Raw genomic sequence first — 19,075 nt, forward strand, 5'->3', positions numbered from 1 at the left:
TGTTTTGGAAGCAGGAATATCAACACAAAAGCATTGAATAATTTTTTTAATCTTGTAGTGACTTAATTTACTGTTTTCTATCATGATTCTAGACTAACATAATCATTTTGCTAGTCTAGAGCCTTTTTATTTAAAGCAAACTATGGGACAGCAGTGAGCTAAGCTCCTCTTTTTAGACTCAGGTTTTAAAAACGCTGACCTTCAGCAACTTTCTGTTTGAGTAACTGTGGCGCTTTGAAACGTTCGCCATATTTACGTTCCAAGATTTCAGCACGATTCAAGGCTTTGGTTAAACCATACTGGTTCAAGAACTGCACAGCACCTCCCGTCCAGGCGGCAAAACCAATTCCAAAGATTGACCCGATATTCGCATCGACCACTGACTCCAGCACACCTTCTTCCAGACAGCGCACAGTATCGAGGGCTTGAACAAACAGGAAGCGGTCTATCATTTCCTGTTCAGAAATATCCACTTCTTTATACCAATGCTCTAGGCCAGACCACAGCTGCTTTTTGCCTCCTTCAGGATAATCATAAAAACCTGCACCAGCAGCTTTGCCTTTACGGTTAAACTCATGAATCATGGTTTGAATCACGGCATCCGCATCGGTGCTTGGACGTTCTTTGCCTTGTGTAGCCAGAGCCTTACGGCTTTCTGCAGCTACATGCTCAGAAAGCGTCAGAGAGACTTCATCCTGAATAGCAAGTGGTCCGACTGGCATACCGGCTTTCAGTGCAGCCATTTCAATACGAGCTGGATGCACACCTTCGGCAAGCAAACGTAATCCTTCCTGTACAAAGGTGCCAAAGACACGGCTAGTAAAGAAGCCACGGCTGTCATTCACTACAATCGGTAGCTTGCCAATTTGCTGCACATAGTCAAATGCCTTGGCCAGTGTTTCTGCTGAAGTATTTTTCCCCTTAATGATCTCGACCAGTTGCATTTTGTCGACTGGGCTAAAGAAATGCAGACCGATAAAATTTGCCTGATTCTGAGAGGCTTGAGCTAGGTCACTGATGGGTAGAGTTGAGGTATTGGATGCCATTACACCGTTGGCTGATAAATATTGCTCTGCTTCCTGAGTAACTTTGGCTTTGAGTTCCTGATTTTCAAATACTGCTTCAATAATCAGGTCACAACCTGCTAAATCTGCCATGTTCGCAGTAGCATGGATCAGAGCTAAAATCTGGTCACGTTTTTCGGCTGTTAAGCGGCCTTGAGCCACTTTTTTATCCAGTAATTTCTGGCTATACGCTTTGCCTTTTTCCGCAGTTTCGACCGAAATATCCTTCAGCACCACCTGAATGCCTTTACTGGCAGTGACATAGGCAATACCAGCACCCATCATGCCTGCACCCAAAATACCTACTTTAGTGGCTTTCCATAGCGTAAAGTCTTTAGGACGGCTGGCACCCGACTTGATGGCATTCATGCCATGCCAGAATGTACCGATCATGTTCTTGGAAATCTGGCCGGTAGCGAGATAGGTGAAATAACGCGACTCAATTCTTAGCGCAGTATCGACATCAACCTGAGCACCTTCAACCGCAGCGGAGAGAATAGATTCTGGTGCTGGATAACAACCCTTGGTTTTATCACGCAACATCGCAGGAGCAATGGCCAGCATCTGTGCAACGGCAGGCGAAGAAGGAGAGCCTCCCGGAATTTTGTAGCCTTTTACATCGAAAGGCTGTTGAGATTGCGGATGTTGTTTAATCCAGGCTATAGATTTATCTAGTAACTCATCCAGTGAGTCGGCTGTGTCATGCACCAGTCCCAAAGACTTGGCTTTCTCTACACCGAACTGTTTGCCTTCCGTCAGCAAAGGTAAGGCATTTTGCAGGCCTAGTAGACGAACCATACGGACAATACCACCACCGCCTGGCAGCAAGCCTAAAGTGACTTCAGGCAAACCAAACTTGGTTTTGGCATCATTCAGCGCAATACGATGATGGGCACATAAAGCAATTTCCCAACCACCGCCTAAGGCTGTACCATTTAAAGCTGCCACTACTGGAATGCCACGCGTTTCGATATAACGCAGTTTGGCTTTCATATCTTCAATCATATTGAAGAATTCGGTGGCATGTTCAGGCGTCGCCTGAATTAACTCATCCAGATCACCGCCAGCAAAAAATGTTTTTTTTGCTGATCGGAAAATAATCCCGGCAATCTGTTCATCAGCCTGTAACTGGGCAACGGCTTCTTCCAGAGCCGTACGAAAGTCGGCATTCATGGTATTGGCGGACTGGTTCGGAGAATCAAAGGTCAGAATGACAATGTGATCTTCAGTTTTTTGATATTGAATTGCGCTCATGCTGATCTCCTTATACCAACTCAATAATGGTTGCGATGCCCATACCACCACCCACACACAGGGTAGCCAGTCCACGTTTCTTACCTTGACGTTCCAGTTCATCCAGTAAAGTGCCTAGAATCATGGCGCCGGTCGCACCGAGTGGATGTCCCATGGCAATGGCACCACCATTGACATTGACTTTGGCAGGATCAACTTTCATTTCATTAATAAAGCGCATCACCACAGCAGCGAAAGCTTCATTGACTTCAAACAGATCAATATCATCAATAGTGAGTCCGGCTTTGGCTAAAGCCTTACGTGCAGCCGGGGCAGGGCCGGTCAGCATAATGGTTGGATCGGCACCAACTAGCGCTGTTGCCAGTACTTTGGCGCGTGGCTTGAGATTTTGCTGTTGCACTGCCTGTTCGGAGGCAAGTAATACGACTGCTGCACCATCTACGATGCCTGAAGAATTACCTGCATGGTGGACATGGTTTACAGAGCCTACTTCCGGATATTTCTGTAGGGCGATAGCATCAAAGCCTATCTGGCCCATCGTTGCAAAACTTGGCTTTAATGCACTTAAGCCTTCTGCAGTTGTTGTCGGTTTAATGAATTCATCTTTGTCTAGAATCACGACGCCAGCTTTATCTTTCACTGGAATAATAGATTTATCAAAATAACCATTCGCTTGGGCTGCTGCCGCTTTCTTTTGTGATTGCTCGGCGAATTGATCTACATCTGCACGACTATAACCATCAATGGTCGCGATCAGGTCAGCCCCTATGCCTTGTGGAATAAAATCGCAAGCCATATTGGTTTCAGGATCTAATGCCCACGGGCCGCCATCAGAACCCATCGGAACGCGAGACATGGATTCAACACCACCCGCAACGACCAGATCTTCCCAGCCTGAACGAACTTTTTGTGCTGCCAGATTTACAGCTTCCAGACCCGAAGCACAGAAACGGTTGATCTGAACGCCAGCCACATCATTGTCCCAGCCTGCGGCAATTGCAGCAGTTTTGGCAATGTCTGCACCCTGATCACCGATTGGAGTCACACAGCCCAGCACAATATCATCCACCTGAGATGTATCCAGGTTATGGCGTTCTTTCAGTTCATTTAAGAGCGTAGTCAGTAAACTAATTGGTTTAACTTCATGTAATGATCCGTCTTTTTTTCCCTTTCCGCGTGGCGTGCGAATGGCATCAATAATATAGGCCTCGCTCATACAATATCCTTTTCTTGCTTTACTGAAATTGTTCTAATGCTTCGAGTGTAATGATTAAATCTTGAAGTGCAATGACGAGAACGGACCAGATCATTTGAACAATTTGGTCAGTCTTGATGGATTAAAAAGCGGGCATAAAAAAGCCCAAGTCTGGAGCTTGGGCTAGGGGCTTGTAGCGCTTAATAAACGATACTTTTCAAGTATACATTTTTAGAGCAAGGTTTTTAATGGTAACCGTGTAACTGACGGTATAGGCCTGGTGTTACCCCTGTCCATTTTTTGAAAGCACGGTGGAAAGTGCTGGTTTCACTAAAGCCCACCTGTTGTGCCACGTCTTCCAACGTTAAATCCGGATTCAATAACAGGTGAATCGCAGCATCGCGACGTAGCGCATCTTTCACGCCCTGATAGCTCTTGCCTTCGGCAGCAAGACGGCGACGCAGGGTTTGTGGGGATAGATAGAGCATCGATGCAACATCGTTTAAGGTCGGCATTTCTTCACCGATCTGGCTCTTCAATACATCCCGGATCCGCGAAGTCAGCGAGTTGGTATTTTTAAATTTAACTAGAAGTTGAGCAGGTGCTGCTTTCAGGAATTCTTCCAGAGTTTCTTCATTCTGGCGAATTGGCAAATCCAGATAATCTGCTGCAAAGGTAATTTCAGTACGCGGCATATCGAACTGCATCACAGGTGCAAAGAACAGCGCATCGTATTCATCTGCATGCGCAGGGCGAGGGTAGCTGAAATGTACACGTTCCAGCGGCAGACGACGTTCAATTAACCACGATGCCAGACCATGCCAGATCATCAACATACTTTCAGTAATAAAGTGTTCCGGATCCATCGAATTTGGGATCAGGGGAACGAGGCGCGCTTCATGCTTGTCACGTTCCAGGGTTACAGACCAATCATCACCAAAGAGTTTGTAGAATTGAGAAGAAAGCTCGAGTGCATCGCCCAGTGTTTTGGCATGGATGATCAACTGGCACATAATCGCGAAAGTGCCCAGACGACGCGGCTGTTTGTCAAAACCGACATGTTCGTCCTGGGTCACCATCCAGAGCATCTTGATAAAACGGGTATATTGTTCAGGCGAAATACGGGCCTTGGGCTGATGCAGAAGCTCGGCTTCAATCCCAACGTGAGACAATAAAGTATCGACATCCATGCCCAGGCGCTTAACGCCGTATAAGGCTGCATTGACGAAATGGATACTGATCGTATCACGACTCATGTTTAATCCTTCAGTCTCTTTAATGTTCACTAATATTTGACCTAAATGACAAAAAATAAAAAATCAATGGCAATTTACAAGAATCCAATTACCATTTTCTTACATGTTAAATTGCCGAAACTATCAAGGTAAATGGCTGAACATGACATTGTTTTTGGGCATTTATGTTCTTATGATGAGACAAAAAGCGATATAAATAGAGTAATAACTCCAATGTCATATGCATTAAAAGGTTTGAAAATATTAGATTTTTCTACATTATTGCCCGGTCCATTTGCCACATTATATCTTGCAGACATGGGTGCAGAAGTTGTGCATATTGAATCACCCACACGTCCCGATCTGGTACGTTTAATGCCACCTTTTGCACATGGACAGGCCACAACGCATAATTATCTGAACAGAAACAAACATTCTGTCGCACTGGATTTAAAGAATCCCGAACATATTGAACAAATCAAATCCCGAATTGCAGATTATGACATTGTCGTAGAGCAATTTCGTCCAGGTGTGATGCAACGGCTTGGTCTGGATTATCCAACGCTCAGTGCGCTCAACCCACGCTTAATTTATTGCTCGATTACCGGTTATGGCCAAACGGGTCTATATAAAGATCGGGCAGGGCATGACATTAACTATTTGGCTTTATCTGGGATTGCTGGGCATAGTGGCCGGATCGAAAGCGGACCACCGGCAATGGGGATCCAGATTGCCGATGTCGCGGGTGGCTCCATGCATGCGCTGGTTGCCATTCTGGCAGCGGTGATTGAGCGGCAGAGCAGTGGTCAGGGACAATATATTGATATTTCCATGACCGATTGCGCGGCGACATTAAATAATATGGCAGCTTCTGCTAGTCTGGCGGGTAATCAGCATCAGCAGATAGAATCAGGTTACTTAAATGGCGGTACCTTTTATGACTATTATCAGACTCAGGATGATCGCTATCTATCAATAGGCAGTCTGGAGCCTCAATTCATGCAAGGTCTGGCACAATTGCTGGATTTGCCGATTATTCTGGAAAAAGGTGCTTCTTTCGCGCCTGAAGATCATGCCTTAGTAAAACAGGCAATTCGCGATAAAATCAGATCCCAACCTCTATCTCACTGGCAAGCCTTATTTTCTCAGGCGGATTTCTGTGTCGAGCCTGTATTAAAGCTTGATGAAGCCCTGCATTCTGAGTTGGCACAGCAACGCGAATGGGTGGTGCAGGTACCAGTTAAAGTAGATCAGCGGGAGCAAACCGAAGCTCAACTGGCTTGCCCGATCAAGTTTTCAAGATCAACTATGCGATATCAATTTATTGGTCAGGCTTTAGGCGAAACCAAAGAGTGGTAATTGAGCGACTTTCTCATTTTGGTTTATGAAAAAAACTGCTAAAGATTTAAAAAATAAATCATTCACGTTAAAAATCAGAAGAAGCTGATCTAAAGCTTTATATCATTGAAAGTTTGCTAGGCTTATCAATAAAATCGCTATGAAATATGTATAAAAAGCATTTTATTGATAGATTCAATGTCGTTATCCTTGCCGACGATATAATAGAAACTACTAGCTGTACGCCATGTATTTATATACTGATTTCGATCAGCAACTGATTAATGAACGTGTTGCACAGTTCCGTGACCAGACGGAACGTTATTTAGCGGGCAAATTGACGGAAGATGAATACCGTCCGCTCCGCCTTCAAAATGGTCTTTATGTACAACGTTATGCGCCTATGTTGCGTATTGCGGTACCTTATGGCCTGATGAATTCTAAACAACTTCGTAAAGTGGCTGATCTGGCGAAAGAGTATGATCGTGGCTATGCACACGTTTCAACCCGTCAGAATATCCAGTTTAACTGGCCTGCACTAGAAAACGTGCCTGATATGCTGGCTGAACTGGCAACCGTGCAAATGCATGCGATCCAGACTTCAGGGAACTGTATCCGTAATACTACCACTGACCAGTATGCAGGTGTGGTGGCAGGTGAAATTGCAGATCCACGTCCGACCTGTGAATTGATCCGTCAATGGTCAACTTTCCACCCGGAATTTGCTTTCCTGCCACGTAAGTTCAAGATTGCGGTATCTGCGCTGGAAGAGATTGACCGTGCAGCAACTTCATTCCACGATATCGGTGTCTATATCGTAAAAAATGAAGCTGGAGAAATCGGTTATAAAATTAAAGTCGGTGGTGGCTTGGGCCGTACGCCAGTAATTGGTAGTTTTATTCGTGACTTCCTACCACGTGAAGACCTGATTGCTTATCTTGAAGCAGTACTACGTGTCTATAACCTGCACGGCCGTCGCGACAACAAATATAAGGCGCGTATCAAAATCTTGGTAAAAGCTCTGACGCCTGAAGTCTTTGCTGAGAAAGTTGAAGCCGAATTTGCACATACTGTTAAAACGTTGAAGATTGATGCTGAAACGCTGGCGAGAATGGATGAAAACTTTACTCCATTTGATTACCAGGATTATGCAGATGAAGACTTCACAGAGCTGTTTGCTCAGTATCCGAAGTTTAAGCAATGGTTCAACATCAATACCAATGCACATAAAGTGAAAGGTTATCGTATTGTCACGATTTCACTGAAACGTGCAGGCATTGCACCGGGTGATGTGACCACTGAGGAAATGAACCTGATTGCAGATCTTGCAGACAAGTACACCTTCGGTGAACTGCGTACGACTCACGAGCAAAATATTGCGCTGGTAGATGTACCACAAAAAGACCTGTTCGAATTGTGGCAGACGCTGGATCAGCATAACCTGGCACGTGCGCATATCGGTTTCTTGACTGACATTATCTGCTGCCCAGGTGGTGACTTCTGCTCACTAGCGAATGCGAAATCCATTCCAATTTCTGAAGCGATTTCACGCCGTTTTGATGATCTGGATACCATTTACAACTTGGGTAAACTGGACCTGAACATTTCAGGTTGTATGAATGCCTGCGGTCATCACCATGTAGGTAACATCGGAATACTGGGTGTAGATAAAAAAGGCGCTGAATTCTATCAGATCACTTTAGGTGGTAATGCGGATCATGATGCCTCTATTGGTGACATTCTTGGGCCATCATTTGCTGCAGAAGTGGTGCCGGATATCGTAGAAGAAATTCTGAATACTTATCTTGACTTGCGTCAGGACGGTGAAGAGTTTATCGATACTTATCGTCGTGTCGGCATTCAACCATTCAAGGAGCGCGCATATGCTTAATACCGCACTACAAGTGCTCTCTAAAGATGGCACAATTGCAGATAACACTTACCAGCTAATTGGTGAAGATGGTGTATTGCCACAGGGTGATGTAGTTCTGACTGTAGAGCAGTTAGACCAGATTGCCAATATTTCTGGTAAAAAAGCATTGTACTTAACGGTTGATGCTTCACCTGAAACCAATGAATTCCCAGTAGACCAACTTGATGCTATTTTTATTGAGTTTGCAGGTTTTAATGATGGCCGTGGTTATTCATTTGCTGCATTGCTTCGCCGTCAAGGTTTCCAGGGTGAGCTGCGTGCGACTGGTGATGTGTTCAAAGATGTCTTGAACTACATGAAGCGTTCTGGTTTCGATACTTTTGTCATTAAAGAAGGTAAAGATATTCAGGAAGCAGCTGCAGGTTTGGGTGATTTTACCAATCCTTACCAAGCTTCTACAGCAGTACCGACGCCGAATTATCAAACTGGGGCTTAATTCACCTTCAACTAAAAAAGCCTCCATCTGGAGGCTTTTTTGTATTTAAATCTTAGGGTGCACGTTCTTCAAGTAGGCAGTTAATCATCCATTGCACTCCGAATTGATCCGTAAAGGCACTATAAAGCGCACCCCAAAAGGTTTTTTCTAAAGGCATTTCGATTTGACCATTCACCGATAAAGCTTCATAGAGTCGTTTGGCTTCATCCTGTTCATTGGCACTTAAAATAATCGCAATATAGTGATTAGTACCCTTACTAAATGCTGGTGTATTTTCAGTACAGAGTTTGTCATTGATATCAGAGCCCATGAGCTCTGTGTATTCATTAATTGGAAGTGAGATATGCAAAATCAGATTTTTTTCTTCATCTGATAAATCAATTCCTTGCTGTCCAGGCGTATCTCCATAACGGGTTAGACTGGAAAATTCGCCACCAAATACCGAACGATAAAAGGTAAAGGCAGCTTCGGTTTCACCCTGGAAATTGAGATAGTGATTAAGTCGCATGCAGGATTCCTTTTCTTATTCTGAATCCCTTTAATTTACGCCCTGAATTGAATCTGATTGATAAAGAAGCTTTATGAAAATGTAATTAAAAGAATTTACTTTATGGATAGATAATAAAAAAATGAAATATTTATAAAATAAAAAGAGGGCTATAAAAGCCCTCTCTACGAATTGATTATAAAAGAATTAGATCAGTTCGATTGCGACCGCAGTTGCTTCACCACCGCCAATACATAGCGCAGCGATACCACGTTTACCGCCTGTACGTTTCAATGCATGAATCAAGGTCAGGATAATACGTGAACCTGTAGAACCAACCGGGTGACCGAGCGCACATGCACCACCATTGATGTTGACTTTTTCAGGATCAAGCTTGAACTCATCCATTGGGCACATGGTGACCATAGCAAACGCTTCATTGATTTCCCAAAGGTCAACTTCCTCAGCTTTCCAGCCAGTTTTATCCAGAACTTTCTGAATCGCACCCACTGGCGCAATCGTGAATTCAGATGGATGCTGGGAGTTTGAAGCATAAGCAATGATTTTAGCCAAAGGCGCTAAACCTTTAGCTGCTGCATTGTCGCTTGAAGTCAGCACAAGGGCAGAGGCACCGTCTGAAATAGAGCTGGCATTTGCTGCCGTAATGGTCCCGTCTTTTGCAAAAGCAGGACGTAAAGTTGGAATCTTGTCAATATTGGCATTGAAAGGTTGTTCGTCCTTATCAACTACGACATCACCTTTACGGGTGGAAACAGTGACTGGCACGATTTCATCAGCAAAGTAGCCTTCATTGACTGCAGTTTGAGCACGTTTCAGTGAACGGATTGCAAACTCATCCATCTGTTCACGGGTATAGCCTTTTGTATTCGCCATATCTTGAGCAAATGAGCCCATCAGGCGACCAGTTTCAGCATCTTCCAGACCATCGAGGAACATATGATCCTTGATTTCACCATGACCCATACGGAAACCGCCACGTGCTTTTGGCAATACATATGGCGCATTGGTCATGGATTCCATCCCACCAGCAACTACATAAGTTGCAGAACCTGCCTTAATCATATCTGCCGCTTGCATAACTGCTTTCATGCCTGAACCACATAATTTGTTGATGGTGACGGCACCTGTAGAATCAGGCAGACCCGCTTTACGCATCGCTTGACGAGCAGGACCTTGTTTTAAACCTGCCGGGAGTACACAACCCATAATGACTTCTTCAATATCGGTTGGCTGCAAGCCTGAACGAGCAATCGCTTCTTTGATGGTGACAGCACCCAGTTCAGGTGCAGTAACGCTAGCCAAGCTGCCTTGAAAGCCGCCCATCGCTGTACGTGCGCCATTGACAATTACGATGTCAGTCATTGTTATATCTCCCTATAAGTTTTGATCATTTTTTCTCGAACCTAAGCAGTATATTGAAAAAAGTACAGGATTAAAGTCCTAATCTGGATAAATCATAGACTCTAGGGTTTTATTAACAGGAGGCCAGATGTTCGATCCGGATATGTCCCATTTTATTCAAGACAATACGTTGCTGGGACGAAAGGTGAGTAGAACAATAATAAAAGCTGCCATTCGATCCAATTGGTAAAGCCGTCTGGGCTTGATAAGTTACGTTCGGCATACTTAAAGCACCTCGCCAACTCAAGTTACCGTATTTAAGATTAAGTTGTTCAATGTGTAAAATTTGTTCGTCATTGTCGACTTGACGATTACGGTTTTTATCAATAAATACCAGCAAATTTTTATTCCATTGGTTTGCTTGACAGGTTAATGAATCTTGACTAGGACAAATCACAATATTCTGGTGAAACACAGCTGCCTGGCTGCGTGCATAACGATTGGTTGCTGTAAGTTTCATCGGAATATTTTTAGCTTCCTGCTTGGATAGATAATCATGAAAGTAAGGCAAGGCAATTGTGACCACAATTGCGATAAGGGCAATACAGATAATTAACTCAACAATAGTGAACGCTCTTGTTATCTTTTTATACATAGAGTTACCTGATTTATATATTATTTTTATTTGAAACATGCTATTAATTGTGCGTTTTTTATGCTTAATTGAGCGAGTAAGAAATGCCTTACTCAAAATTCAAAAAGGCGCTTAAAAATAAATTGGCAATGACAATAGGCGATTCACAACAAAAAATTGAGTAAAAAATTACTGAATTACAACGGAAATTGTAAGTAATTTTGTCAATAATTTACTTGATTAGATTAATCAAGCACTTGGAAAAATAATAAAGTGTTTGTATGATGCGCAGTGAATAGCTTAAAAATAACACTGGGGTAAAAAAAGCCTATCTCAGAATGGCCTATTAGAAGGCTTGAGCTTGAACAACAATTGTTATCTCTGGAGGATAAATCCATGAAAATGAGTCGTATTGCTTTAGCAATGCTTGTAGCTGCTCCTTTTGCTGCTGCAAACGCAGGCGTAACTGTTACTCCATTAATGTTAGGTTATACTTGGCAAGACACCCAACACAACAATGACGGTAATGATGGTGAACTAACAAGTGGTCCTGAATTACAGGATGATTTGTTTGTAGGTGCTGCGATTGGTGTTGAACTAACTCCATGGTTAGGTTTTGAAGCTGAATATAGCCAGGTTAAAGGTGATGTAGATGGCGCTGCTCCTGGAGCAGAATACAAAGGTCAGAACATCGCAGGTAACTTCTATGCAACTTCTGATGTGTTCACTGGCAACTATGACAGCAAAATCAAACCATATGCATTGTTAGGTGCTGGTCACTACAAATATGAATTTGATGGTGTAGAACGCGGTACTCGTGGTGATGAAGAAGAAGGTACACTAGGTAATGCTGGTATCGGTGCATTCTGGCACATCAACGATGCTTTAGCGCTACGTACTGAAGCTCGTGGTACTTACCACTTTGACGAAAAATTCTGGAACTATACAGCACTTGCTGGTCTTAACGTAGTTCTAGGTGGCCGTTTGAAACCAGCTGCTGACGTTGTAGAAGTTGCTCCAGTTGAGCCGGTTGCTCCAGTTGCTCCAGCTCCACAAGAGTTGACTGAAGACCTGAACATGGAACTTCGCGTGTTCTTTGATACGAATAAATCAAACATCAAAGACCAATACAAACCAGAAATCGCGAAAGTTGCTGAGAAGCTAGTTGAATATCCAAACGCAACTGCTCGTATCGAAGGTCACACAGACAGCACTGGTCCACGTGCATTGAACGAACGTTTATCTCTAGCTCGTGCTAACTCTGTTAAATCTGCACTTGTTAACGAATACAACGTAGATGCATCTCGTTTGTCTACTCAAGGTTTCGCTTGGGATCAACCGATTGCTGACAACAACACTAAAGAAGGTCGTGCTATGAACCGTCGTGTATTCGCGACAATCACTGGTAGCCGTACTGTTCTAGCTGAACAACCAGCTGCTCAATAATTCGTTATTGAACAGTGATTAAAAAAAGCGACTCTTTGAGTCGCTTTTTTTATGGCTGTTTTTTGCATACACTTGCTGCTCGAAACTGATTTTGAGTTAAAGCATGAGCATAGAACTTCCTCAAGACTTACAAAGTCTGGAAGCTAATAGTGGTATTTATGCGATCTGGATGATCTTTCATCATTATGGAATAGATCTGCATATTCCTGATTTAGTACAATTGACACAGCATAATGATGAGATGGGAGCTTCAAGTATTGCACTCGCTGTTGCACTTAAAACACTAGGGCTTGATGTTGAATTTTTTACAGAAACTGATCCCGATAAACAGCCGCTTGAAATCCAGTTTTATCAAAAAGCACAAGAACTCAAAGTGTCTGTTCATGAATATCCACTTTCTTATACAGATATTCAAAAATCAGTAGATAAAGGCCGTTTTGTAATCGTGTTCTACGATACGCTGGAAGGGGTAGGGAACCATTCATTAATTTATGAAATCAATGAAAAAGAAATCAGTTTCTTTGATAGTTTTAATGCTATGTCTAAAGAAGTTTTCGAACAGCAGCGTCGAGTAAAAGGTATTTGTCAGCAAGTCATCGTGATTGATGACCGTAATTTTGTCATGCGTCATAGCTGATTTCAGAATATAAAAAAGCAGCTACTTGAGCTGCTTTTTTAATAAAGGTGAGAACTTAGTGTTTTTCAATATTCATCGGTCGAACATCCATCTCCTGATAGGAAACCAGTTTGGTTTTATATTTCCACTTATAACCTAGCCAGATCACCAGGAATAATAAAATACCGATATAAGTAGAAAGGACAGCCAACCACTCACCATCTAGGACAGCTTGATAATTTTGACCTAGAACAACAATTGAACAAAGGACGAAGGCAAACCAAGGCGCGAACGGGAAGAATTTAGCTCTATAGGCTAGACCTTCAAGTTGATAGCCTTGAGCCAGATAACCTTTACGGAAGCGGTAATGTGAGATCGCAATTCCGAGCCAGACAATGAAGCCACACATACCTGACATATTCAGCAACCAGTTAAAGACTTCCTGCTCGCCAAAGAATGTGGTCAAGAAGCATAGTGCCGCAATCGCCGTGGTCGCATACAGGGCATTCATCGGTACACCGCGTGGATCCAGATGGGCAAACAGCTTAGGCGCACTGCCTTTACGTGCCATATCGAACAGCATACGGGTCGAAGAATACATGCCTGAGTTACCTGCAGACAGAATCGCAGTCAGAATTACCGCATTCATCATACTGGCTGCAAAAGCAAAACCTGCTTTCTCATACAATAAAGTGAATGGAGAAAGGGCAATATCTTCAGTTGCAGCTGCCTGTAAGAGACGCGGATCATTATAAGCAACCAATGTACCGATAATGAAAATACATACGATATAGAACAGCAGGATTCGCCAGAAGATTTGCTTGATCGCGACTGGAATGGTTTTTCGCGGATCTTTAGATTCACCAGCCGCTACACCAACCATCTCGGTACCCTGGAACGAGAATCCGGCAATCATGGCAACACCAATCAAGGCCTGGAAACCGCCTACAAAAGGCGCTTCACCTACGCTCCAGTTTGCAAATGCCGAAACACCCGGTGTGAGCATGATCTTGGCAATCATCCAGATCCCGATGATGATAAAGGCAATAATTGCCAGAACTTTCACTAATGAGAAGAAGAATTCTGATTCACCAAAACCTTTTACTGTGAGAGCGTTAATCCCAAAGATCACAGCGAGGAAGATCGCACTCCAGTAAAAGCCCGGAATATCAGGGAACCAGAATTTCATAATGAACTGTACGGCAACCAGTTCAAAGGCAACGGTAATCGCCCAGTTGTACCAGTAGTTCCAGCCTAAAGCGAAACCGAAACCACCTTCGACATATTTGGTACCGTAGGTAAAGAATGCGCCCGAGGTCGGATTATGAGTCGCAAGTTCTCCAAGGCTGGTCATCAAGAAATAAATCATTACGCCAATCAGGGCATAGGCGAGAAGTGCGCCACCCGGGCCTGCGCTGGCAATAGTCGCACCTGAGGCCAGGAATAAACCTGTACCGATAGACCCGCCAATCGCGATCATATTGAGATGACGAGCACCAAGCTTACGCTGCAGCTGCACGCTGTTCTGAGTTTCGCTCATCATGATTCCTTAGCATTTTTTTGAGTGCTGGCGAAGAGCACTTTAAAACCTTGTTGATCAGTTTTGACTGTACATTGGCCAAAACTTTGTTCAATTAAAATTGGATAATTTAAGAAACGGTTTGCCACAATCCATAATTCACCGCCAGACTTGAGATGACGACGCGAAGTCTTGCATAAAGTTTCGCTGGCCGCATAATTGGTCTGGATTCCCTGATGGAAAGGAGGATTGCTGACAATGGCATGTAAAAAGAGCGGTGCATCTTCAATACCTGACACAGCTTTAATTTCCAGCTGCTGAGGACTGAGCTGATTTTTCTCAAATGTCATTTGAGTAGAAGCCAAGGCAAAGGCATCCACGTCCAGAGCAAAAATACGGTTCTCAGGATTCAGTTTGGATAAATAAGCACTGATCACGCCTGCACCACAGCCAAAGTCGGCAATCTTGCCTGAGGTCACCTGAGATAAATAGGGTAAGAACACCGCTGTTCCTACATCCAGATGATCCTGACTGAATACACCTGGAAGTGCACAAATCTGCAAATCACCTTTTGGTGTGGCCACTGTATAGGTCTGTGCCCAATCTGCCAACGCTTTTGCTTCGACCGTGCAGTCTAGAGTCAATTGCCACAATTGGCAATGTCGTGCGCTGTCGAGCTTGATGAGTTTACCATAAGCCTGTAGCTGCTTTGCCGCACGCTCTACGCCACCTTTCTTTTCACCGACCAGAAAGACACTGCTGCCTTGTTTTAATCGGGCTGCAATATTGTGAATCAGATAATTCAATAATTCTTTTGATTTAGGTACGAAAATAACTGCCTGATCAAATTCCTGATCAGGAAATTCTGCGCCGAAATGAATCTGGGCCTGCTGTGACTGGAAATATTGAAAATCATTATAATTCCATGTCCAAACAAAGGGCTGGATAGATTCACCACATTCAGCAAGAAGCTCATCGGTCGGGGCATTTACCAGCAATACGCGACCAGACAAATAATCATATTGTCTTAATAAAACTTCGCTTTTAGGATCCATAGATCTTTCTCCAATAGAAAAAACACTGTCCGAGTCCAACTCAGACAGTGTTTTTTGGACATGAAATTACTTCTTTACTTCAGGAAGGACAATATTCAATATGAGGGCTGCAATACCGCCTGTCGCAACACCGGAACTAAAGATGTTACGGAATAATTCAGGAAGATGTTCCAGAATCTGAGGTACCTGTGCAACGCCTAAGCCAAGTGCAAGCGAGATTGCAATGATCAGCAGGGCACGACGGTCTAAGTGAATACCAGACAGGATATTAATCCCAGATGCAGCGACTGCACCAAACATCACCATCACTGCGCCACCAAGCACAGCTTGAGGAACGGCTTGGATCACACCTGCAACAGCAGGCAGTAGACCTAGAATCACAAGGAGTGCTGCGATCCATATCCCAACATAACGGCTAGCTACACCAGTCAATTGAATCACACCATTATTTTGTGCGAAAACTGAACTTGGGAAGGTATTAAATAAGCCTGCAAGCAGAGAGTTAGCACCATTCACTAACACACCACCTTTAATGCGATTCATCCAGGTTTGACCATCCACTGGCTGATTCGATAATTTTGATGTTGCGGTAATATCACCAATGGCTTCTAGTGAAGTCACCAGGTAAATGAATGCCATTGGAATGAATAAGCTCCATGAGAAGCTTAAACCAAAATGCATTGGGGTAGGAATCTGAACCAGAGGTGCATCTTTTAAACCATCAAAGTTGAGATGACCCATAAAGCCGGCAAGGATATAACCCACAACCAGTGCAATCAGAATTGCTGAGCTTTTTACCCAGGTAATACGCACACGGTTCAGTAAAATAATTAATGCCAGAACGGTACATGACATGATCAGGTTATCTGCATTGGCGAAAGTTTTGTCACCCATGGCTTGATAACCACCACCCATGCTGATCAGACCTTCTTTAATCAAGGTTAAACCAATCAATAGAACTACAATACCCGTTACTAGTGGAGTAATGAGTTTCTTCACCCATGGCAAAATGCGTGACACGCCCATTTCAATAAATGAACCTGCAATCACTACACCAAAGATCGAAGCCATCACCGCTTCTACCGGTGTGCCTGCAGCGACCATCGCTGAACCGATCCCGATGATTGGGCCAATAAAGTTAAAACTTGTACCCTGAACAATCAGCAAGCCTGCGCCAAAGGGACCCACTTTCTTGGATTGTAAGAAAGTTGCGATACCAGAGATCACCAAAGACATGGACAAGATCATGTTGGTGTCTTCTTTAGACACACCCAATGCCAGACAGATCAGTAAACCTGGCGTTACAATTGGGACAATAATGGCCAATAAATGCTGGAATGCGGCTAAAAATGCGATAAACGGTTTAGGACGATCTTCAAGGCCGTAGACAAGGTCAAGTTGATCTTTAGAAAGAGGAGATTGATTAAAATCAGACATGTGTCAATGCAAATTAAGGCTGGGTGGCGCTATTCTAATCGAGTTACACGTCATTACAAAAGTAATTGGAAAAAAAATTGACGCTCTCTACAAACAGTCACTGTCAAAAGTTTGTATTTTTCTGTATAATTTGCCCTCAAATTTAAAACGTATCGAATTTACATGTCAGATATTAAAACTCTCCGTAACATTGCCATTATCGCGCACGTCGACCATGGTAAAACCACTCTTGTAGACAAACTTTTGCAACAATCAGGTGCTCTCGGTGATCGCGCGGGTGAGATCGAGCGTGTCATGGATTCGAACGCGTTAGAATCTGAACGTGGTATTACCATTCTTGCAAAAAACACTGCAATCAAGTGGTTAGATAAACGTACAGATACAGAATACCGTATTAACATCGTGGACACCCCGGGACACGCCGACTTTGGTGGTGAAGTTGAACGTGTAATGTCGATGGTTGACTGCGTACTGCTTCTTGTAGATTCACAAGAAGGTCCTATGCCACAAACCCGTTTCGTAACGCAAAAAGCGTTCGCGCGTGGTTTGAAACCAATCGTAATTATCAATAAAGTTGATAAACCAAGTGCGCGTCCAGACTGGGTAATCGACCAAGTATTCGACCTGTTCGACAACCTTGGCGGTACTGATGAACAGTTAGACTTCCCAGTAGTTTATGCTTCTGGTCTTCGTGGTGTTGCTGGTCCTTCTCCAGAAGAACTTGCTGACGACATGACTCCATTGTTCCAAACAATCGTAGACATCGTTGAGCCACCAGCAGTTGACGTTGACGGTCCATTCCAGATGCAAATTTCATCTTTGGACTATAACAGCTTCGTAGGTGTAATCGGTGTTGGTCGTATCCAGCGCGGTTCTGTAAAACTGAACACTCCTGTGACTGTCATCGACAAAGAAGGCAAAACTCGTAACGGCCGTATCTTGAAAATCATGGGTTACCATGGTCTAGAACGTGTTGATATTGAAGAAGCTTCTGCAGGTGATATCGTTTGTGTAACTGGTATCGATGCACTGAACATTTCAGATACAATCTGTGATCCTAAAAATGTTGAAGCGCTTCCAGCACTCTCTGTAGATGAACCTACAGTGTCTATGACTTTCCAGGTGAACAACTCTCCGTTCGCTGGTAAAGAAGGTAAATTCGTAACTTCACGTAATATCCGTGAACGTCTAGACCGCGAATTGATCCACAACGTAGCACTTCGTGTTGAAGATACTGACAGTCCTGACCGTTTCAAAGTATCTGGTCGTGGTGAGCTTCACCTTTCTGTACTGATCGAAAACATGCGTCGTGAAGGCTTCGAGCTTGGTGTATCACGTCCACAAGTGATCATGAAAGAAATCGACGGTCAAATGCAAGAACCGTACGAAAACGTAACGTTTGACGTTGAAGAACAGCACCAAGGTTCTGTAATGGAACAAATGGGTCACCGTAAAGGCGAAATGACTAATATGGAAGTGGACGGTAAAGGCCGTATCCGTATTGAAGCAACTGTTCCTTCACGTGGCTTGATCGGTTTCCGTTCTGAATTCATGACCATGACTTCTGGTACTGGTATCATGACTTCAAGCTTCTCGCACTACGGTCCTGCTAAACAAGGTACTGTTGCGAAACGTCAAAACGGTGTACTGATTTCTATGGTTCAAGGTACTTGCCTGGGCTATGCACTGTTCACACTTCAAGACCGTGGTCGTCTATTTGCTAAACCACAGTTAGAAGTTTATGAAGGTATGATCGTAGGTATCAACTCACGTTCTGACGACATGGTGGTTAACCCAACTAAAGCGAAACAGTTAACTAACGTACGTGCGTCTGGTACTGATGAAGCATTGACTCTTGTTCCAAACCTTGAATACACGCTAGAACAAGCGCTTGAATTCATTGAAGATGACGAGCTAGTTGAAGTAACACCTAAGTCAATCCGTATCCGTAAACGTTACCTGACTGAAAACGAACGTAAACGTAACCGTTCTAAATAAGACCGGTCACTGATACGAAAAAAGCCGCTGAATCAGTTCAGCGGCTTTTTTATTGAGTAGAAATTA

Annotated in this window: 15 protein-coding genes and 1 pseudogene; 6 read left to right on the top strand and 10 right to left on the bottom strand. The window is 43.6% G+C overall.

Translation table 11 applies throughout. The features are described from left to right. From FTU01_RS09140 to FTU01_RS09155, 4 genes and pseudogenes are all read right to left on the bottom strand, one after another. Nucleotides 1-84: pseudogene (locus FTU01_RS09140) on the bottom strand (IS1595 family transposase); the annotation flags it as partial. A gap of 101 nt (nucleotides 85-185) precedes the next feature. Continuing rightward, on the bottom strand, nucleotides 186-2,318 hold the full coding sequence (locus tag FTU01_RS09145) for a 3-hydroxyacyl-CoA dehydrogenase NAD-binding domain-containing protein (RefSeq protein ID WP_180052854.1): 2,133 nt from the start codon (nucleotides 2,316-2,318) through the stop codon (nucleotides 186-188). A 10-nt stretch (nucleotides 2,319-2,328) separates the two neighbouring features. After that, nucleotides 2,329-3,534, bottom strand: a complete 1,206-nt coding sequence (locus FTU01_RS09150; RefSeq protein ID WP_159123672.1) for an acetyl-CoA C-acetyltransferase — start codon at nucleotides 3,532-3,534, stop codon at nucleotides 2,329-2,331. A gap of 224 nt (nucleotides 3,535-3,758) precedes the next feature. Further along, a complete protein-coding gene (locus FTU01_RS09155) occupies nucleotides 3,759-4,769 on the bottom strand; it encodes an AraC family transcriptional regulator (RefSeq protein ID WP_004785199.1) in 1,011 nt (336 codons plus the stop codon). Between the two features lie 213 nt (nucleotides 4,770-4,982). On the opposite strand from FTU01_RS09155, the gene FTU01_RS09160 reads away from it, so the two are divergent. The 3 genes from FTU01_RS09160 to FTU01_RS09170 all read left to right on the top strand — a co-directional run bounded on the left by FTU01_RS09160 (nucleotide 4,983) and on the right by FTU01_RS09170 (nucleotide 8,455). Further along, a complete protein-coding gene (locus tag FTU01_RS09160) occupies nucleotides 4,983-6,107 on the top strand; it encodes a CaiB/BaiF CoA-transferase family protein (RefSeq protein ID WP_180052856.1) in 1,125 nt (374 codons plus the stop codon). A 226-nt stretch (nucleotides 6,108-6,333) separates the two neighbouring features. After that, complete coding sequence (locus FTU01_RS09165) at nucleotides 6,334-7,977, top strand: nitrite/sulfite reductase (RefSeq protein WP_159123674.1); 1,644 nt, start codon at nucleotides 6,334-6,336, stop codon at nucleotides 7,975-7,977. Continuing rightward, nucleotides 7,970-8,455, top strand: coding sequence for a DUF934 domain-containing protein (locus FTU01_RS09170; protein ID WP_180138845.1), 486 nt, complete (start codon nucleotides 7,970-7,972; stop codon nucleotides 8,453-8,455). Before FTU01_RS09165 ends, FTU01_RS09170 begins: the two co-directional genes overlap by 8 nt. 52 nt (nucleotides 8,456-8,507) lie before the next feature. Here FTU01_RS09170 and FTU01_RS09175 read toward each other — a convergent pair whose 3' ends face one another. From FTU01_RS09175 to FTU01_RS09185, 3 genes are all read right to left on the bottom strand, one after another. Then, complete coding sequence (locus FTU01_RS09175) at nucleotides 8,508-8,963, bottom strand: VOC family protein (RefSeq protein ID WP_179993197.1); 456 nt, start codon at nucleotides 8,961-8,963, stop codon at nucleotides 8,508-8,510. Between the two features lie 186 nt (nucleotides 8,964-9,149). After that, nucleotides 9,150-10,325 carry an acetyl-CoA C-acyltransferase gene (locus FTU01_RS09180; protein ID WP_180018447.1) on the bottom strand — a complete coding sequence of 392 codons (1,176 nt, stop codon included), beginning with the start codon at nucleotides 10,323-10,325 and terminating at the stop codon, nucleotides 9,150-9,152. Between the two features lie 112 nt (nucleotides 10,326-10,437). Beyond that, nucleotides 10,438-10,959 carry a GspH/FimT family pseudopilin gene (locus FTU01_RS09185; RefSeq protein ID WP_180013538.1) on the bottom strand — a complete coding sequence of 174 codons (522 nt, stop codon included), beginning with the start codon at nucleotides 10,957-10,959 and terminating at the stop codon, nucleotides 10,438-10,440. A gap of 375 nt (nucleotides 10,960-11,334) precedes the next feature. Between FTU01_RS09185 and omp38 the strand changes: the two genes are divergently transcribed. Then, nucleotides 11,335-12,384, top strand: a complete 1,050-nt coding sequence (omp38, locus tag FTU01_RS09190; RefSeq protein ID WP_159123679.1) for an outer membrane protein Omp38 — start codon at nucleotides 11,335-11,337, stop codon at nucleotides 12,382-12,384. 103 nt (nucleotides 12,385-12,487) lie between these two features. Beyond that, entirely contained in the window at nucleotides 12,488-13,021 is a 534-nt protein-coding gene (locus FTU01_RS09195) for a peptidase C39 (RefSeq protein ID WP_180138848.1), read from the top strand. A 55-nt stretch (nucleotides 13,022-13,076) separates the two neighbouring features. On the opposite strand, the gene FTU01_RS09200 is transcribed toward FTU01_RS09195, so the two are convergent. From FTU01_RS09200 to FTU01_RS09210, 3 genes are all read right to left on the bottom strand, one after another. Then, nucleotides 13,077-14,540, bottom strand: a complete 1,464-nt coding sequence (locus tag FTU01_RS09200; protein WP_180138850.1) for an amino acid permease — start codon at nucleotides 14,538-14,540, stop codon at nucleotides 13,077-13,079. Next, the gene (locus FTU01_RS09205) at nucleotides 14,540-15,574 is read right to left on the bottom strand and encodes a methyltransferase (RefSeq protein ID WP_180138851.1); all 1,035 of its coding nucleotides are present in this window, start codon (nucleotides 15,572-15,574) and stop codon (nucleotides 14,540-14,542) included. The genes FTU01_RS09200 and FTU01_RS09205 overlap by 1 nt, the downstream gene beginning before the upstream one ends. Nucleotides 15,575-15,640: 66 nt before the next feature. Then, a complete protein-coding gene (locus FTU01_RS09210) occupies nucleotides 15,641-17,011 on the bottom strand; it encodes a uracil-xanthine permease family protein (protein WP_166139125.1) in 1,371 nt (456 codons plus the stop codon). Between the two features lie 162 nt (nucleotides 17,012-17,173). On the opposite strand from FTU01_RS09210, the gene typA reads away from it, so the two are divergent. Beyond that, nucleotides 17,174-19,009, top strand: a complete 1,836-nt coding sequence (gene typA / locus FTU01_RS09215) for a translational GTPase TypA (protein ID WP_004785176.1) — start codon at nucleotides 17,174-17,176, stop codon at nucleotides 19,007-19,009. Nucleotides 19,010-19,075: the final 66 nt, after the last annotated feature.

The sequence above is a fragment of the Acinetobacter sp. YH12043 genome, from assembly GCF_013419915.1.
GTDB lineage: Bacteria > Pseudomonadota > Gammaproteobacteria > Pseudomonadales > Moraxellaceae > Acinetobacter.